Annotated in this window: 17 protein-coding genes; 1 reads left to right on the plus strand and 16 read right to left on the minus strand. The window is 43.6% G+C overall.

Annotated elements, in window-relative coordinates; genetic code table 11:
* Positions 1 to 78 precede the first annotated feature (78 nt).
* The 13 genes from C0979_RS02215 to C0979_RS02275 form a co-directional block, all read right to left on the minus strand.
* A complete protein-coding gene (locus tag C0979_RS02215) occupies positions 79 to 1,113 on the minus strand; it encodes a sensor histidine kinase (protein WP_101694433.1) in 1,035 nt (344 codons plus the stop codon).
* Positions 1,110 to 1,799, minus strand: coding sequence for a response regulator (locus C0979_RS02220; protein WP_101694764.1), 690 nt, complete (start codon positions 1,797 to 1,799; stop codon positions 1,110 to 1,112). Before C0979_RS02220 ends, C0979_RS02215 begins: the two co-directional genes overlap by 4 nt.
* A gap of 26 nt (positions 1,800 to 1,825) precedes the next feature.
* Positions 1,826 to 2,881: an FUSC family protein gene (locus C0979_RS02225; RefSeq protein WP_101694434.1), complete on the minus strand. Its 1,056-nt coding sequence runs from the start codon at positions 2,879 to 2,881 to the stop codon at positions 1,826 to 1,828.
* A 94-nt stretch (positions 2,882 to 2,975) separates the two neighbouring features.
* Positions 2,976 to 4,514, minus strand: a complete 1,539-nt coding sequence (gpmI, locus tag C0979_RS02230) for a 2,3-bisphosphoglycerate-independent phosphoglycerate mutase (protein ID WP_101694435.1) — start codon at positions 4,512 to 4,514, stop codon at positions 2,976 to 2,978.
* Between the two features lie 32 nt (positions 4,515 to 4,546).
* Positions 4,547 to 5,392, minus strand: coding sequence for an alpha/beta hydrolase (locus C0979_RS02235; protein ID WP_101694436.1), 846 nt, complete (start codon positions 5,390 to 5,392; stop codon positions 4,547 to 4,549).
* 75 nt (positions 5,393 to 5,467) lie between these two features.
* The gene (gene tpiA / locus C0979_RS02240) at positions 5,468 to 6,217 is read right to left on the minus strand and encodes a triose-phosphate isomerase (protein WP_101694437.1); all 750 of its coding nucleotides are present in this window, start codon (positions 6,215 to 6,217) and stop codon (positions 5,468 to 5,470) included.
* 54 nt (positions 6,218 to 6,271) lie between these two features.
* Complete coding sequence (locus C0979_RS02245; RefSeq protein WP_101694438.1) at positions 6,272 to 7,465, minus strand: phosphoglycerate kinase; 1,194 nt, start codon at positions 7,463 to 7,465, stop codon at positions 6,272 to 6,274.
* A gap of 103 nt (positions 7,466 to 7,568) precedes the next feature.
* Positions 7,569 to 8,582: a type I glyceraldehyde-3-phosphate dehydrogenase gene (gene gap / locus C0979_RS02250; protein ID WP_101694439.1), complete on the minus strand. Its 1,014-nt coding sequence runs from the start codon at positions 8,580 to 8,582 to the stop codon at positions 7,569 to 7,571.
* Positions 8,583 to 8,724: 142 nt separating this feature from the next.
* Entirely contained in the window at positions 8,725 to 9,525 is an 801-nt protein-coding gene (locus C0979_RS02255; protein WP_101694440.1) for a histidinol-phosphatase HisJ family protein, read from the minus strand.
* 1 nt (position 9,526) lies between these two features.
* Positions 9,527 to 10,612, minus strand: a complete 1,086-nt coding sequence (mnmA, locus tag C0979_RS02260) for a tRNA 2-thiouridine(34) synthase MnmA (RefSeq protein ID WP_101694441.1) — start codon at positions 10,610 to 10,612, stop codon at positions 9,527 to 9,529.
* A gap of 14 nt (positions 10,613 to 10,626) precedes the next feature.
* Positions 10,627 to 11,067, minus strand: coding sequence for a Fe-S cluster assembly scaffold protein NifU (nifU, locus tag C0979_RS02265; RefSeq protein WP_101694442.1), 441 nt, complete (start codon positions 11,065 to 11,067; stop codon positions 10,627 to 10,629).
* A 75-nt stretch (positions 11,068 to 11,142) separates the two neighbouring features.
* Positions 11,143 to 12,327, minus strand: coding sequence for a cysteine desulfurase NifS (gene nifS / locus C0979_RS02270; protein WP_101694443.1), 1,185 nt, complete (start codon positions 12,325 to 12,327; stop codon positions 11,143 to 11,145).
* A gap of 66 nt (positions 12,328 to 12,393) precedes the next feature.
* Positions 12,394 to 12,852, minus strand: a complete 459-nt coding sequence (locus tag C0979_RS02275; RefSeq protein ID WP_101694444.1) for an RrF2 family transcriptional regulator — start codon at positions 12,850 to 12,852, stop codon at positions 12,394 to 12,396.
* Positions 12,853 to 12,994: 142 nt separating this feature from the next.
* Here C0979_RS02275 and C0979_RS02280 point away from each other — a divergent pair, with 142 nt between their 5' ends.
* On the plus strand, positions 12,995 to 14,320 hold the full coding sequence (locus C0979_RS02280; RefSeq protein ID WP_101694445.1) for a polysaccharide biosynthesis protein: 1,326 nt from the start codon (positions 12,995 to 12,997) through the stop codon (positions 14,318 to 14,320).
* Positions 14,321 to 14,390: 70 nt separating this feature from the next.
* Here C0979_RS02280 and C0979_RS02285 read toward each other — a convergent pair whose 3' ends face one another.
* The 3 genes from C0979_RS02285 to rny form a co-directional block, all read right to left on the minus strand.
* Positions 14,391 to 14,936 carry a stage II sporulation protein M gene (locus tag C0979_RS02285; RefSeq protein WP_173814314.1) on the minus strand — a complete coding sequence of 182 codons (546 nt, stop codon included), beginning with the start codon at positions 14,934 to 14,936 and terminating at the stop codon, positions 14,391 to 14,393.
* Positions 14,937 to 15,067: 131 nt separating this feature from the next.
* The gene (locus C0979_RS02290; protein ID WP_101694447.1) at positions 15,068 to 15,610 is read right to left on the minus strand and encodes an NUDIX domain-containing protein; all 543 of its coding nucleotides are present in this window, start codon (positions 15,608 to 15,610) and stop codon (positions 15,068 to 15,070) included.
* Positions 15,611 to 15,746: 136 nt separating this feature from the next.
* Complete coding sequence (gene rny / locus C0979_RS02295) at positions 15,747 to 17,300, minus strand: ribonuclease Y (protein WP_101694448.1); 1,554 nt, start codon at positions 17,298 to 17,300, stop codon at positions 15,747 to 15,749.
* Between the last annotated feature and the right edge of the window lie 18 nt (positions 17,301 to 17,318).

Below are 17,318 nucleotides of genomic sequence, written 5' to 3' on the forward strand. Positions count from 1 at the left end.
TTTTCCCAGGATCTTTGCTGTTATCTTTATCTTATCAGGCTTCTGAAGATCGTTGTATCGAATTTCCTTTCGCAAGTCTTACAATTCTGTAAGATAACTGCTGACCGGGAACGTCAGGATAACCTTTGTCCCCTCTCCTTCTTTGGATTCTGCCAAAATACCAATTCCAAGCTTTCTGCAAAGTTTTTTGCACAGATAAAGTCCCATCCCCGTGGAACGCTCTGTATTTCGCCCATTACTTCCGGTAAAACCTTTCTCAAAAATACGGTCTTTTTCTTCCGTTTTCATTCCAATTCCATTATCCTGCACCATAAGCTTCGTACCATTTTCATCCCTCTGTGTGAAAATATAGATATAAGGAGACTCTCCTTTCCGGTACTTGGAACTATTTAAAATCAACTGATTCAAAATAAATCCAATCCATTTCTCGTCTGTATACGCAGAGTCTTTGCAGTCTATCTCCACCCGCATTTTGCTTTGAATCAGATACTGTTTATTCTTCTGTACCGCTTCTGCTGCAACTTTTCCAAGATCCGTCTTCTTGATCATGTAATCTTTGTAAACCTCATCCGACCGTGCGTAGTAGAGAGCCATATCCACGTAATTTTCAATCTTACGATTCTCCAGTCGAATCCTTCTTGTCAACTCATTTTTCTCATTCTCACACATCAATTCGATTCCGGTAATCGGCGCCTTGATCTCATGCACCCAGCCTTCAATATATTCCCGATATTCCGTCTTTTCTTCCTCAATCGCGTGGATTCTTTCAATCACTGCTTTATTCGACTTACGAATCAGTTCCCGGTAAATCCCATCCTCCATCCGACAGGAATCCGGCATCAGCTCTCCTAAAAGATATCTCTGATCCACCTGCTCCATCGTATCTATCATCTTTTCAAAATATCTTTTTCTAGAGACATATCGAACCAAAAGCCACACTGTTAATACTAGAGTCCACACTACCGCAATCAGCACAATCCCGCTGTTTGAATATCCTGTCACATGAAGGAAAGCACACAAAAGCGCCACACATACAATGTGAAGAAGGATCAGCAGCATCTGATCCTTCATGTATGTTCCGATCTGAAATTGAAATCCTTGTCTTTGTTTCATATATAATACCCCATCCCTCTCTTGGTTCCGATCAGGTCGTGAACCCCGATCTCTTTTAACTTTCCCCGGATACGGGTGATATTGACACTTAGCGTATTGTCATCGATAAACACCTGCTGATCCCACAGATATTCAATCAGATCTATCCGAGAGACGATCTGCCCCGGATGCAAGAACAGATAGTGCAGAATTTTCAGTTCATTTTTGGTAAGTTCCACACACTCTGCCTTCTGCCCGGTTTCTGATTCTCCCCTTTTTCTTGCAATCTCTCCGCGGGCAAGATCCAGGATCACATCACTATAGCTAATCGTAGGCGATTCCTGTTCTTTTTGTCCTTTCGCAGACCGCTTCAGCACTGCAGCAATCCGTGCCAGCAGAATCGGCGGCTGAAATGGCTTGGTAATATAATCATCTGCCCCTTTTAACATTCCCGTCAGCTCATCCATGGAATCTGTACGGCTGGTAAGAAAAATCACTGGAACCTCTGATTGCTGCCGGATTCTGGAACAGATATCATAGCCCGATATTCCCGGAAGATTCAAATCCAAAAGCACCAGATCCGGGCTTTTTTCCGCCACTTCTTTTGCCGCATTTGAAAATGTCTCCACTTCCTGTACTTGATACAGTGCATTTCTAAGAAGCTGGCAGATCTCCTGGCGAATTGCCGGCTCATCCTCTACCACCATAATCGTAAACGCCACCCTGGCACCTCCTATTCCACTGTCGGACACGGACAAAAACGATCTATCGTACGGTTAAAGAACCGATAAAAAATCCGTCCATATAAGCTGCCGAAGATATTGTGTGCAATCCGAAGAAAAATCGCTACCGGAAGACCAAATAATCCCGCTGCAACTGCAATTGCCCCGAAGGTATTAAATACCGACTGCCACCGATAGCTTGCCGACAAGCCTACGCCGATTCCTCCAATGATTCCCGCATATGCAAGAAAGGACGGAGAAAGCCAAAGATACAAAAGAAGAAACAGAATTCCTCCGATAATATTCCCCGGAATTCTTGCGTCCGAACGCTTTTTGGAGTCATTCTCAAAGGGAAGCATCACCGACATCGCTGCAATTCCAGCCCACATAGATCTAGGAAGATGAAGTATCTCTGCAGCCGCCATTACAGACGCAATTCCCAGTGTCAGCGCAATCTGCCATCTGGTTCTGGAAGACTTCAGATCAATCTCACGGAAAAGATCCCGAATCGTTCTTTTATACACCCTGTTTTTGTGTCCTCTGTAAAACACGATCATCGTCAGTGCTGCTCCAACGGCTAATGCTCCTATCCGTACCGTGAATGCAGTTCCCGACACATCATACCCATAAAGCAAAAGATATCCTAACACTACCGTAGAATGATTCGACATCAACAGATTATGACAGCTTAAGAATACCAGCACGAAAATAGCCGCCGTATTGATCAGCATTCCTACTATAGGTCCCGTCAGATTGGCAAGTTTGGGCCCTATCAACAGAATTCCAAATACCAACGCAAGTACCAGCTGGGAGTCTTTCCTATCTATTCCAAAATCTGCATTTTTAAACACCATCAAAAACAGAAGAATCACAACGCCGACAATGCTGTTCTCCTGACCAAAAATCTGACCATAGGCCATCACAAAACACATACAAAACATCATGGTAATTGCAATTTTACACATATAGATCGCTGTATGATGAAGTTTTTCCCTTCTTCCTGATACACTCCGAATGAGCGCCTTAGATCCTTCCTGGTTTAATTGCAATTCCTGATAAAATGTCATAAAATCTTCCTTTCTTAGTTCTCATTTTTCGTTTTCTTCAAACAGACGGGGACGTAGTGTTTTTCGTCTCCTACTACGTCCCCTGCTTTTCATTTTATTTGATCAACAAGCTTGTTCCTGTCATCTCTTTTGGCTGTTCCATTCCCATCAGTTCAATCAAGGTTGGTGCAATATCTGCAAGGCATCCGCCTTCTCTTAAGCTGTATGCCGGATCTGCGTTAACCAGAATAAACGGTACCGGATTAGTGGTATGTGCAGTGAATGGCTCACCCGTCTCTCCATCAATCAGCTGCTCTGCATTTCCGTGGTCCGCACAGATAAACATCTGTCCATCCACTTCTTTGATTGCTTCTACCGTTCTTCCGACACATTCATCTACCGCTTCAATTGCTTTGATGGCTGCATCTTCCACTCCGGTGTGTCCAACCATATCCGGATTTGCAAAATTGATAATAATAACATCATATTTATCGGATTTGATCGCATCTACCAGCTTATCGCATACCTCATAGGCACTCATTTCCGGCTTCAAATCATAAGTCGCAACCTTTGGAGATTTTACAAGAATACGATCCTCGCCCTCATTTGGCTCTTCTACTCCTCCATTGAAGAAGAAAGTCACATGTGCGTACTTTTCTGTCTCTGCAATACGAGCCTGTTTCTTACCGTTCTTTGCAAGGAATTCTCCAAATGTATTCGTAATCTCTTCTTTCACAAATGCAACCTGCTTATTTGCAATCGTTACATCATATTCTGTAAAGCATACGAAAGTTGTATGGAGTCTGTCTCCACGCTCAAATCCGTCAAAATTATCATCACAGAAGGTTCTCGTAATCTCTCTTGCACGGTCCGGACGGAAGTTAAAGAAAATCACAGAATCATTCTCTTTAATTGTCGCAACAGCTGCGCCATCCTTTTCTACTACCGTCGGAAGTACGAATTCATCCGTCACATCCTGATCATAAGAAGCCTGAATTCCAGCTGGTGCGCTTGCTGCTTTCTCACCCTCGCCAAATACAAGTGCACGGTAAGCCTTCTCCACACGATCCCAGCGGTTATCACGATCCATTGCATAGTAACGTCCCATCACAGAAGCAACTTCTCCGATTCCGATCTCTTTCATCTTCGCTTCCAATGCCTCTACATACTCTTTTCCAGATGCCGGAGGGGTGTCACGTCCGTCTAAGAAACAGTGTACATAAACCTTCTGAAGTCCCTGTTTCTTTGCCAGTTCCAGAAGTCCATAGATATGGCTGTTGTGGCTGTGTACGCCTCCATCGGACACCAGTCCGAATAAGTGCAGTGCACTGTCATTCTTCTTCGCATTTTCACAAGCTGCAAGAAGCGCTGCATTTTCAAAGAAGTCTCCGTCCTGAATCGATTTGGTGATTTTGGTCAGATCCTGATATACAATCCGTCCTGCTCCCATATTCAGATGTCCAACCTCAGAGTTTCCCATCTGTCCGTCTGGAAGACCAACTGCCATTCCACTTGCATTTCCTTTTACAAATGGATACTCTGCCATCAGCTGATCCATAACCGGAGTCTTACCTTCTGCCACAGCGTTTCCTGTGGTGTTTTCATTCAATCCATATCCATCTAAAATCATCAATACTGTTGGTTTCTTACTCATATTGCTATTCTCCTTCTCTTTTATACACGGTGTCAAAATACTTCTGCTTCCTCCTGCCCACACTGACTGTCAAGCCAGGCATCCGCAAGATGAATCCACTGTGCACATTCTTTCTGTATTCCACTTCCATCCATCCGTTCTACCAGCGGACTGGCAAGGCTTAATCCATGCTCTCCCTCTGGGAAAATATGAAGCTCCACCGGAACCTTTACCCGTCGAAGCGCCATTGCCATCAAAAGGGAATTTTCTACCGGCACCGTCCCATCCTTTGCCGTGTGCCAAATAAAACAAGGCGGCATCGCATGTGTCACTTGACGTTCCAAAGACATGGCATCCTCACAGATCGAACGCTTTTCTCCTAAAAGGTTCTCAAAGCTTCCAAGGTGCTGATATCTTGGATCTGCAGTGATTACCGGATAACTCAGCAAAAGCCCGCGAACCTTTAACTGATCGGAATCCGTCTTAAGCTTAGAAGCCATAAACTCCTGATTCCAAAAGATTCCATAGCTTGCTGCCAGATGACCTCCTGCGGAAGAGCCCTGAACGAAGATTCTCTCCTCATCAACATTCCATTCCCTCGCATGTTCTCGGATCTGTTTCACTGCTGCTCCCACTTCCAGCACCTGTACCGGGAACCGGCAGGGCGCCACGGAATACCGAAGGACGCAGGCATGATAGCCCCGGCTCAAAAAATGCATTGCCAGCGGTTCTCCTTCCCGGAAGCTGGTCTTCTCATATCCGCCGCCCGGACAGATCAGCACCATAGGCCGCTTCTGAATCTTTAGATTCTTGTCGCGAGGCGTATCCAAAAGATACATCTGCATCTTGGTATCCTTTGCAGATCCTTCTACACTGACCGCAATCTCTTCATATCTCATATCCAATCACCTTTATGCGCTGCAACCCAAAAATCGTAGGGAGCATATGCTGCCCCCTACGACTGAGCATAATTCTTACTTATAGTTTACGATCTTACCGAAGTCAGCCTTTAAGGAAGCTCCTCCTACCAGTCCGCCGTCGATATCAGCCTGTGCAAATAATTCTGCTGCATTTCCTGCATTTACAGATCCGCCGTACTGAATACGGATTGCCTCTGCTGTCGCCTCATCGTAGATCTCAGCGATGCATGCACGAATGCCGGCACATACTTCTTCTGCCTGCTCTGTAGTTGCTGTCTTACCTGTTCCGATTGCCCAGATTGGCTCGTAAGCGATAACAGCTTCTTTTGCCTGATCTGCAGTTACGTTCAGGAAGCCGATTTTTACCTGCTGACGGATGAAGTCCATAGTAACACCCTGCTCTCTCTGCTCTAATGTCTCACCACAGCACATGATTGGTGTAATTCCATGCTCAAAAGCTTTGAGCATCTTCTTATTTACTGTCTCATCTGTCTCTGCGAAATATTCTCTTCTCTCAGAGTGTCCCAGTACTACGTATTTTACGCCAGCGTCTGTCAGCATTGCCGGAGAAATCTCTCCTGTATATGCTCCGCTCTCTTCAAAATACATATTCTCTGCTCCAACCTGAATGTTGGTGCCTTTGCAAGCTTCAACAACCGGAATAATGTCGATTGCCGGTACGCAGAATACAACATCTACGTCTTCACTTGCTACCAATGGTTTTAATTCTTCAACCAGTGCAACTGCCTCACTTGGAGTTTTGTTCATCTTCCAGTTGCCTGCTACAATTTTTCTTCTTGCCATTTTCCTATATCTCCTCAATATTGGTATGTTCCCTTTCCCGGGTTCACAAATACCTTATTTATTATTTGCTGCCGCAACACCTGGCAGTTCTTTTCCCTCTAAGAATTCCAGAGAAGCGCCGCCACCTGTAGAAATGTGCGTCATCTTATCTCCATATCCCAGCTGGTTTACTGCTGCTGCAGAGTCTCCACCACCAATGATGGTTGTTGCATCTGTCTGTGCAAGTGCTTTTGCAACTGCTTCTGTTCCATGAGCGAATTTTGGCATCTCGAAGCATCCCATTGGTCCGTTCCATACAACAGTCTTTGCATCTGCTACAGCATCACAGAAGATCTTCTCTGTGTCTGGTCCGATATCCATACCTTCCCAGCCTTCCGGAATCTCTCCACTCTTAACAACCTGTGTATTTGCATCATTAGAGAAGTCATCTCCGATAATATTATCAACTGGCAGTAATAATTTCACGCCCTTTTCTTCAGCCTTTTTCAGCATATCAAGAGCATACTGAAGATAATCATCTTCGCAAAGAGAAGTTCCGATCTTTCCGCCAAGTGCTTTACAGAATGTGTAAGACATTCCACCACCGATAATCAGTGTATCTACTTTATCGATCAAGTTCTCGATAACAGAAATCTTGCTGGAAACCTTTGCTCCTCCAAGAATAGCAACGAATGGTCTCTCCGGATTGTTTACTGCATTTCCAAGGAAATCAATCTCTTTCTGCATTAAGTAACCAACAACTGCAGTATCTACAAACTCAGTTACTCCTACGTTAGAACAGTGTGCACGATGTGCTGTACCGAACGCATCGTTTACAAATACGTCACACAGGGAAGCAAGTTCTTTGCTGAATGCCTCACCATTCTTAGTCTCTTCTGCTCTGTAACGGGTATTTTCAAGAAGGATCACTTCTCCATCTTTCATTGCCTCTACTGCAGCTTTTGCATTTGCTCCTACAACTTCTGGATCAGCAGCAAATTTTACTTCCTGTCCAAGAAGTTCGGATAAACGTACTGCTACTGGTGCCAGAGATAATTCCGGCTTTGGCTCTCCCTTCGGTTTTCCAAGGTGGGAACACAGAATCACCTTTCCGCCATCAGCCATCAGCTTTTTGATCGTTGGCAGTGCAGCAACAAGACGGTTCTCATCTGTGATCTTTCCGTCGATAAGAGGAACGTTAAAGTCACATCTTACCAGGACTTTTTTCCCTTTTACATTAATGTCATCTACTGATTTTTTGTTAAGCATATCCTTGCCTCCTCAGATTTTTCTAATAAAACAAAAGGGTCCGGTCCATAAAGACCGGACCCTTGTTGAGTCTTAATAATACTAATAATGTAGTTCTTTCAAATTAAGCTAACTCAGAGAAGTATTTGATTGTTCTTACCATCTGGCTTGTGTAAGAGTTCTCGTTGTCATACCAAGAAACAACCTGAACCTCTGTAGTTCCGTTGTCTAATGGCAGAACCATTGTCTGAGTTGCATCGAACAGAGAACCATACTTCATACCAACGATGTCGCTGGATACGATCTCATCTGTGTTGTATCCGAAAGATTCTGTAGCTGCTGCCTTCATAGCTGCATTTACTTCATCAACGGTAACGTTTCCTTCAACAACTGCTGTTAAGATTGTTGTAGATCCTGTTGGGGTTGGAACACGCTGAGCTGCTCCGATTAATTTTCCGTTCAGTTCCGGGATAACAAGACCGATAGCCTTAGCTGCTCCTGTACTGTTTGGAACGATGTTTACTGCTGCTGCACGAGATCTTCTTAAATCTCCCTTTCTCTGTGGTCCGTCAAGAGTCATCTGATCTCCTGTGTAAGCGTGAATTGTACACATAATACCGGATTTGATCTTAGCAAGATCATTCAGAGCCTTAGCCATAGGCGCTAAACAGTTTGTTGTACAAGAAGCTGCAGAAATTACAGTATCTTCTGGCTTCAGTTCTGTATGGTTAACATTGTATACGATTGTAGGAAGGTCGTTTCCTGCTGGTGCAGAGATAACAACTTTTCTAGCTCCTGCTTTTACGTGAGCAGATGCTTTCTCTTTGGATGTATAGAATCCTGTACACTCAAGTACTACGTCAACACCGATTTCTCCCCATGGAAGTTCCTCAGCATTAGCCTTTGCATAAATTTTGATTTCTTTTCCGTCTACAATGATAGAATCCTCTGTAGCTTCTACCTTGTCAGCCAGAGCATATCTTCCCTGAGAAGAATCATATTTTAACAGGTGAGCAAGCATCTTTGGAGATGTCAGGTCGTTGATTGCAACTACCTCATATCCTTCTGCTCCGAACATCTGTCTGAATGCAAGACGTCCAATACGTCCAAATCCATTAATCGCTACTTTTACTGCCATGATTAATTCCTCCTAAAGTTTTATATTGACTGCTTTTCACAGTCTTTATTATTATGAATCCTTAATCTTGTTAAAGAATCATCAACCGTTTTTTATTGTACTAAATTTGATACAAAAATTCAAGTGCTTTTACACTTTTTCATCAAAGTGCCCGAAATACCGGCTTACGATCCTGAAATTCTGTATAGTAACGAAAACCACAGTCTCTCAAAATCTCTATTCCCCGGTCAAAATCATAGGCAATATGTTCTGGTTTGTGACCATCTGCCCCCACGGTAAGAATCTCTCCACCTAATTCCCGGTAGCGTCTCAGTACATCCTGATGAGGATGTGCGTAGGGAAGGCCATACTTCAATCCCGCGGTATTTAATTCCAGACCTTTTCCTTTGGAAATCAGCGTTTTTAAAATTTCATCTATCAGATCCTGATACCGCCGATACGAATATTCCTGCTCTCTTCCACTTCCATAGCGTGTCATATAATCTAAATGACCAAGCACATCAAAGGATTCATGCAGGCGGACATCTTCCAGCGTCTCCTCTAATGTCGCCCGGTACACTTCTTCGTCCGTTCGTCCCTCGAACACACTGCCCGCAGCAATGTCCCGCCTCCAGATGCTGTGCACGGATCCGATTACAAAATCAAACGGATATTTCTCCACAAATTTCTGGTAAAATGGTGCAAGATAGGGCTGCATTCCTATTTCTACACCGATATTTACCCGGATCTTTCCCTGGTACTTTTCCTGAAGCGGCCGAAGAACCTGAAAATATGCTTCCGGATCAAAAATATCTTCGGCTCCCCATTCCATATTATCCTTATCGAAATGATCGGTAATGCAGATCATCTCTAGTCCCTTTTGAATGGCACCCTGAATCATCTCTTCTGGCAGCGCCTCCGAATCGTGGGAAAAATTTGTATGCATATGCACGTCTGCTCTCATTCTACTCATCTCCTATAATTGTTCCGCCGCCAAGCACATACTCTCCTTCATAGAGAACAACTGCCTGGCCTGGAGTAATGGCGCGCTGAGGCTCTTCAAAGGTGCATAGGATTTCATCCTCTCCAGTCTTTTCCACGGTACACCACGCCCCTTTATGATTGTAGCGAATCTTTGCCCAAACCCGTCTCTTCTCCGGCAGATCTTCCACTGACATAAAATTCACCTGATTTGCTCTCACATAATGAGACATGGACTCCTCATTGCTTCCTACTACAACTTCATTCGTCTCCGGACGAATCTCCAATACAAAAACCGGATGTCCCAGAGACAGTCCCAAGCCTTTTCGCTGACCGACCGTATAATGTATGATTCCCCTATGTTGTCCTACCACTGTTCCATCACTCAACACGAAATTTCCCGGTTCGATTTTCTTCACGCTGTTTGCTTCTATGTAGGAGGCGTAATCTCCATCCGGCACAAAACAAATATCCTGACTGTCCGGCTTATCTGCAATCCTAAGCCCAATTTTTTCTGCCATTTTACGAATCTCTTCTTTGGTATAATCGCCTACCGGCATCTTGGTTCTGGAAAGTTGTTCCTGTGTCAGATTGTACAACGCATACGTCTGATCTTTTGCCGCTGTCTGAGAAGTACGCACCGCGTATCTTCCATTTTCCAGCTGATCGTTTCTAGCATAATGACCGGTCGCAATATAGTCTGCCCCGATATCCAGACTTCTCTTTAGCAAAGCCTCCCACTTCACATAGCGGTTACAGGCAATGCAAGGATTCGGCGTACGCCCCTGCTGATATTCTCCGATAAAATAATCGATCACCCGTTCCTTAAAGTCCTGCCTGAAATTCATAACATAGTAAGGAATTTCAAGGGATGCCGCCACTCTTCTGGCATCTTCAACTGCGCTTAACCCGCAGCAGCCTCCATTCTCTTCCTGATCGTCTTTTTCTTCCTCCTGCCAGATCTGCATGGTTACTCCAATTACATCATATCCCTGTTCTTTCAGAAGCCATGCTGCCACAGAAGAATCCACACCGCCTGACATTCCGACTACAACCTTCTTTTTCTCCATTTTACGCCTCCGGCCTAGTATTCTTCTTCCTCTTCTTCATCTTCGTGAATATCTGATTTTGGTTTTTCCAGACCTTCAATCTTAATATCGTGCTTTTCTGCATAATCCCAAAGGGCTGCATGAATTGCCTCTTCTGCCAGCAAAGAGCAGTGAACTTTCACCGGCGGAAGTCCATCGAGGGCTTCCATAACCGCTTTATTTGTCACTTCCATCGCTTCCTGAATGTTCTTACCCTTAACCAGCTCCGTTGCCATACTACTGGTTGCAACTGCAGCTCCGCACCCGAAAGTTTTAAACTTTACATCCTGGATAATCTGATTCTCATCAATATCCAGATAAATTCTCATAATATCTCCGCACTTTGCGTTTCCTACCGTACCTACACCGCTTGCGTTTTCAATTTCTCCCATATTTCTAGGATTCTGAAAATGATCCATTACTTTTTCTGTATACATACACTTTTCTCCTTATTGATTCTCTGTTTCTATCGTTTTACTATTTGCTTTTTCCACACTTTGAATTATTCCAAATTAATTCCCCTGCTTTTTTATGAAATCTTCATAAAGCGGAGACATACTTCTTAGACGGGTCACAATCTCTTTCAGGCTCTCTACCACATAATCAATCTCTTCTTTTGTAATCTCTTCATTCAGAGTCAGGCGCAAAGAACCATGTGCAATCTCATGCGGAAGCCCGATTGCCAGAAGGACATGGGATGGGTCTAACGATCCTGATGTACAGGCAGATCCGCTTGATCCACAAATCCCTTTCATGTCCAGCATAATCAGAAGAGACTCTCCTTCAATAAATCGGAAACTAAAGTTCGCATTATTCGGAAGCCGATCGGTACGATGTCCATTCAGCTTACAGTAAGGAATCTCCGCCAGCACGCGCTCAATCAGATAATCCCGAAGCTGCGTCTCCTTCTTTGCTCTGTCTTCCATCGTATCTGCCGCCCGTTTTACTGCTGTTCCAAGGCCGATGATTCCCGGCACATTTTCCGTTCCCGCACGTCTTTTTCTTTCCTGTGATCCGCCATGCACAAAGGAACGAATCTTCACACCTTTGCGAATATACAAAAATCCGATTCCTTTTGGACCATTCAATTTGTGTCCGCTTGCACTTAACATATCAATATGACATTCATCCACATTGATCGGTACCTGTCCAAATGCCTGAACCGCATCGGTATGGAATAGAATCCCATGCTCATGTGCAATCTCGCCGATTTCTTTAATCGGCTCAATGGTTCCTATTTCATTATTAGCATACATAACAGAAATCAAAATGGTAGTTGGACGAATCGCTGCTTTTAAGTCCTCTAGCTTCACCTTTCCCTCTTCATCTACATCCAAATAAGTAACTTCAAACCCTCTTTTTTCCAGATATTCTCCTGTATGAAGAATCGCATGATGTTCAATTTTGGTTGTAATAATGTGGTTTCCTTTATCCTGATAAGCTTCTGCTGTTGCTTTCAGCGCCCAGTTGTCAGATTCCGAGCCGCCCGCCGTAAAATAAATCTCATTGGCATTTGCGCCCAGTACTTCTGCAATCCGCTCACGCTGACAGGTAATGTCCTCTTTATTAGATGCTGCAAAACTATATACACTGGATGGATTTCCAAATTTTTCTGTAAAGTATGGAAGCATTGCCTCCACCACTTCCGGCGCCGTCTTTGTGGTTGCCGCATTATCTAAATAAATCAGTCTGTCCATATTCTTTCCTCCTGTTTTTTCTCAAATCTTTTGATCTTTTCTTCTCTATTTCCATACATCGCCATTTTAACTGTTGCAGCGGTGCTCTCCCTCTTCTCCTGACGGATTTACTTCTAGACTCTTCTGAACCAGTTCATCCAGCATAATCTCATTTACCGTCTGGTTAATGCTGTCATTAATCTTCTGCCACACATATTTGGTAACGCAGCTTCCCGCTGACCCACACCCTTCTTCCGAATAGAAAGCTGCACATTTTACCGGTTCCAGGCTTCCTTCCAGCGCCCGCAGTACATCTCCAACAGAGATCTCCGCTCTTGGCTTTGCCAGCACGTAGCCCCCGGATGCACCCCGGATACTTTTGACTAAGCCCGCCTTCTTAAGAAGGGCTACCAACTGTTCCAGATATCTTTCTGATATATCCTGACGCAACGCAATACTTCCAATGGAAACCGGTTCTTTATCTGCATATCTGGCAAGATCAATCATTGCCCGAAGTCCGTATCTTCCCTTTGTCGAAAGCTTCAAATTCTCACCTTCTTTTTAATCCCTAGTATTTTACTTGGATATCTTTCTTCTGTAGAATACCATCGCATTTTGGTTCTGTCAAGCGCTTCCCCGGAATATCTTATAACAATATCACTATTTCTGCGTTTTTAAGGAGTCTTTCATGTCAAGAAAGCATTTGCTCTTAAAAGGAACCTTTATTTTAACTGCAACCGGATTTATCACACGGTTTATGGGCTTTTTCTATCGCATCTTTTTAAGCCACACATTCGGGGAGGAAGGAGTCGGTCTGTACCAGCTGATTTTCCCGGTCTATGCCCTGGGGTATTCTCTAACCTGTGCCGGCATCGAACTGGCATTATCCCGCCTCGTTGCCAGAGAACTGACGAAAGGGAATGAAAAAAACGCCAGACAGCTTTTGATTACCAGCCTATTTCTGACGGTATCTTTTTCCCTTATCATCACCTTTTTCCTGCAGCAGTCTTCATCCTTTCTTGCTAAAAACGTTCTTTGTGACCTTCGCTGCACCCGATTTCTACTTATTTTGTCCTATGTCTTTCCTTTTGCCGCCGTTCACAGCTGTATCTGCGGTTACTACTTTGGAAGAAAACAGACAAAAATTCCCGCTCTGTCTCAACTTCTAGAACAGGGCATCCGAATTCTGTCCGTATTTCTTCTGTATCAGTATTTGACAAAACATAGTATCTCCTTCGATATCTCGATTGCAGTAACCGGACTAATTACCGGAGAGGCATTTTCATCCTTATTCTGCCTATATGCCGTCAGAAACCACCACCTATTTGGTCCATTTGCACCGCCTGCACCTTCCACATTTTTCAATCATACCAAGGAACTGCTTTGTCTGTCTGCACCTTTAACTGCCAGCCGCATCCTATTGAATATCCTGCAGAGCATCGAGGCAGTCTCCATTCCGGTTCGTCTGCAAATTTATGGCATGACGGTAAAGGAATCCCTAAGCATTTACGGTGTATTAACCGGAATGGCACTCCCTTGCATCTTGTTTCCCTCTGCCATCACCAACTCCGTCTCCACTATGCTGCTCCCAACGGTTGCAGAGATCCAAGCATCCAAACACCGGATGGGGCTGAAAAATCTGGTAAAGAAAGTGACTTACTCCTGCATTTTTCTTGGCAGTATCTGCTGCGTTTTCTTTATTACTTTTGGCAGATGGTTCGGAAAAACTTTATTTCACAGTCCGCTGGCCGGAAATTTTATCTTTCTGCTGTCATTCATGTGCCCCTTTCTTTATCCCAACAATACACTCCTTAGTGTAATCAATGGAATCGGAAAAACTACGCTTTCTTTTTTCATCAATACCTTAAGCCTGGGAATCCGAATCTTTAGTGTATGGATCCTGATCCCACATTTTGGCATACTGGGATATCTGTATGGGCTGTTGGCAAGCCAGATTTGCATCTTTCTACTCTGCATTTTCTTTTTGTCAAATTTTTTAAAAAGTCAAAATTGATGTTGAAAAAGTCTTATCCCAAAAAGAGCCGGAGTGTCCAAATTATTCTCCCAACACTCCGGCTCTTTCTTTACAATGTTTTTAAAAATCCCTGCATCAGAATCGGATTCACATAAGCTTCCAGCACTAATCCAATAGCTAGAAATAATATGGTACTAACCGTTTTTTGTGCGTTCCAGCGCATAACCGGGTAGGTATAAAAGTACCAGATGAGAATCAGATATCCCGCAATATAGAAAATCATATGCGGCGTCATCCCAATCAAACACAAGATCAACCCTTGAATTCCCATCTGCAGTACCGATGCTGTCATGATCATTCCACAGGAAAAACCTGTCCATAGTAAGAACGCAGAAACAACTACTCTTCGGAACCTGGTATACCCAAGCATAGCCAGCAAAACAACCGGCAGAATCCGAATTCTCCCCAAATACCAAAGATAATCCGACATATCAATCTCTACCATTCCATATTGTTGCAGGAAAAAATCATTGAAAATCCCAATATTTCCAATATAGTCTCGCGTCATAAGATTCGCATAAACAATGCCCACTGCAAATCCAAGCATGCCAAACGCTGCCAGCATCCTTTGATTCCTTTGTATCTTCACATCCATCCCTCCTGTCTCTTTTCGTTCGCTAAAACTCCATTTCAAAATGTCATGCAAAAGATACTTCATTATATGCCATTCCTGGTTTTTATTATGCTTTTATAACGCTTCCTCTTTTATTTTCTCTTCAAACTCTATTACTTCCGCAGATATTTAGACTCATATGCCAAAAGCGCTGCAACCGTTTTAGAATCCTGGATAGTTCCATCAAAAATCTTTTCTTTCAATTCTTCCAATGTGTAGGCTTTCACATCCACATACTCATCTTCATCCAAATTTTGTCTGGACGGAATCAAATCCTTGGCAACATAGACTTCAATCCGCTCATCACAAAAAGCAACGGTTGTGCGAAGTGTAAGGATCCACTCCAGATTTTCACTGCGGTAGCCCGTCTCCTCCTCCAGCTCCCGTGATGCACATACCAGACCGGATTCATTCGGATCATCCAGCTTTCCGGCCGGAATTTCCAATGTATCTCTTTCCAATGCATTCCGGTACTGCGTTACCATCAGAATTCTTCCATCTTCCATAATCGGCACTACTGCCGCTGCACCATCGTGATGGATAAAATCCCATTCTGCAGTATTCCCATTCTCAAATTGCATATGATCTTTGTAAATCTTTAAGATCGTTCCTTCATACATTAATTCTCTTTTCACTCTTTTGATCTCTTCACTCATACTTCTCTCTCCTTTTTTCTCCCACACTTTCGTATCCAGGTAAATAAATATACTGACTTCTAAAACAGTCAAATTTATAGTCAAAAATTGAAAAACAGGACCGGCTTTGGAACCGGTCCTGTTATACATTTATCTTCTACTTGGCATAATCTGTAACCCTTGATTCGCGGATTACATTAACTTTAATCTGTCCAGGATATTCTAGCTCATACTCAATCTGCTTCGCAATATCTCTAGCCATCAATACCATGTCTGCATCAGATACTTGTTCTGGAACTACCATAACTCGAATCTCTCTACCTGCTTGAATTGCAAAAGATTTATCAACTCCCTTAAACTGGTTGGTGATATCTTCTAATTGTTTTAACCTGTTTGTGTATGTTTCTAATGTCTCTCTTCTCGCTCCCGGTCTTGCCGCGGAAATAGTATCAGCCGCCTGCACAATACATGCAATCAGAGTTTCTGGTTCTACATCTCCATGATGTGACTCTACCGCATTGATAACTGTTGCAGATTCTTTGTACTTTCTGCAAAGATCTACACCAATCTGAATGTGTGAGCCTTCCACATCATGATCGATTGATTTACCAATATCATGCAGAAGTCCTGCGCGCTTTGCCACTCTGACGTCCAGTCCAATTTCTCCAGCCAGTAATCCAGACAACTGGGCCACTTCCATAGAATGCTTTAATGCATTCTGTCCATAACTGGTTCTGAACTTCATACGTCCAAGAAGTTTGATCAATTCCGGATGAATACCGTGTACACCGACTTCCAGTGCCACAGTCTCTCCTTCTTCCCGGATCATTGTCTCTACTTCTTTCTGCGCCTTCTCAACCATCTCCTCAATACGAGCCGGATGGATTCGACCATCCACGATCAATTTTTCCAGCGCAATTCGTGCAACTTCACGTCTTATCGGATCAAAACCTGACAGCACAACTGCTTCCGGTGTATCATCAATAATCAATTCCACACCCGTCAGTGTCTCAAGAGTTCTGATATTTCTTCCCTCTCGTCCGATAATTCTTCCTTTCATTTCATCACTTGGGAGCTGTACAACAGAAATTGTAGTCTCCGCAACATGATCTGCAGCACATCTCTGGATTGCAGTAACGACATATTCTTTTGCCTTTTTATCTGCCTCTTCCTTTGCCTGCGCTTCCATCTCTTTGATCATCTTCGCAGTATCATGTTTCACATCATCTTCAACAGTTTTTAACAAATATTCTTTTGCTTGTTCGGAGGTAAGTCCTGAGATTCTTTCTAGTTCCTGTACACGCTGCTTACTCAGCTCTTCCACTTTCGCTTCCCGCTGTCTAAGCTGTTCTTCTTTTGCCGTAAATCCTGCTTCCCGCTTCTCGATAGCATCTGCTTTCTTATCCAAAGCCTCTTCCTTGGAAAGGACACGCTTCTCATAGCGCTGTAATTCCGCTCTGCGTTCCTTGGTTTCTTTCTCAAGCTCATTCTTGTTCTTGATCGATTCTTCCTTAATTTCCAAGAGAGACTCCTTCTTCTTTGCCTCTGCCGTCTTCACTGCATCATCAATAATTTCTCTTGCCTTTGTCTCTGCATTTCCAATCTTAGAATCTGCATTCTTCTTCAGATTTGAAACAGTGACAAAATGGCTGATGACTGCCGCTACAACGATCAACACAATTGCTACAGCAATTATAATTCCATTCGGCACAGGAGCACCTCCTTATTT

The sequence above is a fragment of the Dorea phocaeensis genome (genome assembly GCF_900240315.1).
In the GTDB taxonomy this organism is placed as follows: Bacteria; Bacillota; Clostridia; order Lachnospirales; family Lachnospiraceae; genus Dorea_B; species Dorea_B phocaeensis.

Excerpts from the sequence above, each read along its gene's own strand:
- C0979_RS02215 (WP_101694433.1), bottom strand. The coding sequence starts at position 1,113 with ATGAAACAAAGACAAGGATTTCAATTTCAGATCGGAACATACATGAAG.
- C0979_RS02220 (WP_101694764.1), bottom strand. The coding sequence starts at position 1,799 with ATGGTGGTAGAGGATGAGCCGGCAATTCGCCAGGAGATCTGCCAGCTT.
- C0979_RS02225 (WP_101694434.1), bottom strand. The coding sequence starts at position 2,881 with ATGACATTTTATCAGGAATTGCAATTAAACCAGGAAGGATCTAAGGCG.
- gpmI (WP_101694435.1), bottom strand. The coding sequence starts at position 4,514 with ATGAGTAAGAAACCAACAGTATTGATGATTTTAGATGGATATGGATTG.
- C0979_RS02235 (WP_101694436.1), bottom strand. The coding sequence starts at position 5,392 with ATGAGATATGAAGAGATTGCGGTCAGTGTAGAAGGATCTGCAAAGGAT.
- tpiA (WP_101694437.1), bottom strand. The coding sequence starts at position 6,217 with ATGGCAAGAAGAAAAATTGTAGCAGGCAACTGGAAGATGAACAAAACT.
- C0979_RS02245 (WP_101694438.1), bottom strand. The coding sequence starts at position 7,465 with ATGCTTAACAAAAAATCAGTAGATGACATTAATGTAAAAGGGAAAAAA.
- gap (WP_101694439.1), bottom strand. The coding sequence starts at position 8,582 with ATGGCAGTAAAAGTAGCGATTAATGGATTTGGACGTATTGGACGTCTT.
- C0979_RS02255 (WP_101694440.1), bottom strand. The coding sequence starts at position 9,525 with ATGAGAGCAGACGTGCATATGCATACAAATTTTTCCCACGATTCGGAG.
- mnmA (WP_101694441.1), bottom strand. The coding sequence starts at position 10,612 with ATGGAGAAAAAGAAGGTTGTAGTCGGAATGTCAGGCGGTGTGGATTCT.
- nifU (WP_101694442.1), bottom strand. The coding sequence starts at position 11,067 with ATGTATACAGAAAAAGTAATGGATCATTTTCAGAATCCTAGAAATATG.
- nifS (WP_101694443.1), bottom strand. The coding sequence starts at position 12,327 with ATGGACAGACTGATTTATTTAGATAATGCGGCAACCACAAAGACGGCG.
- C0979_RS02280 (WP_101694445.1), top strand. The coding sequence starts at position 12,995 with ATGTCAAGAAAGCATTTGCTCTTAAAAGGAACCTTTATTTTAACTGCA.
- C0979_RS02285 (WP_173814314.1), bottom strand. The coding sequence starts at position 14,936 with ATGGATGTGAAGATACAAAGGAATCAAAGGATGCTGGCAGCGTTTGGC.
- C0979_RS02290 (WP_101694447.1), bottom strand. The coding sequence starts at position 15,610 with ATGAGTGAAGAGATCAAAAGAGTGAAAAGAGAATTAATGTATGAAGGA.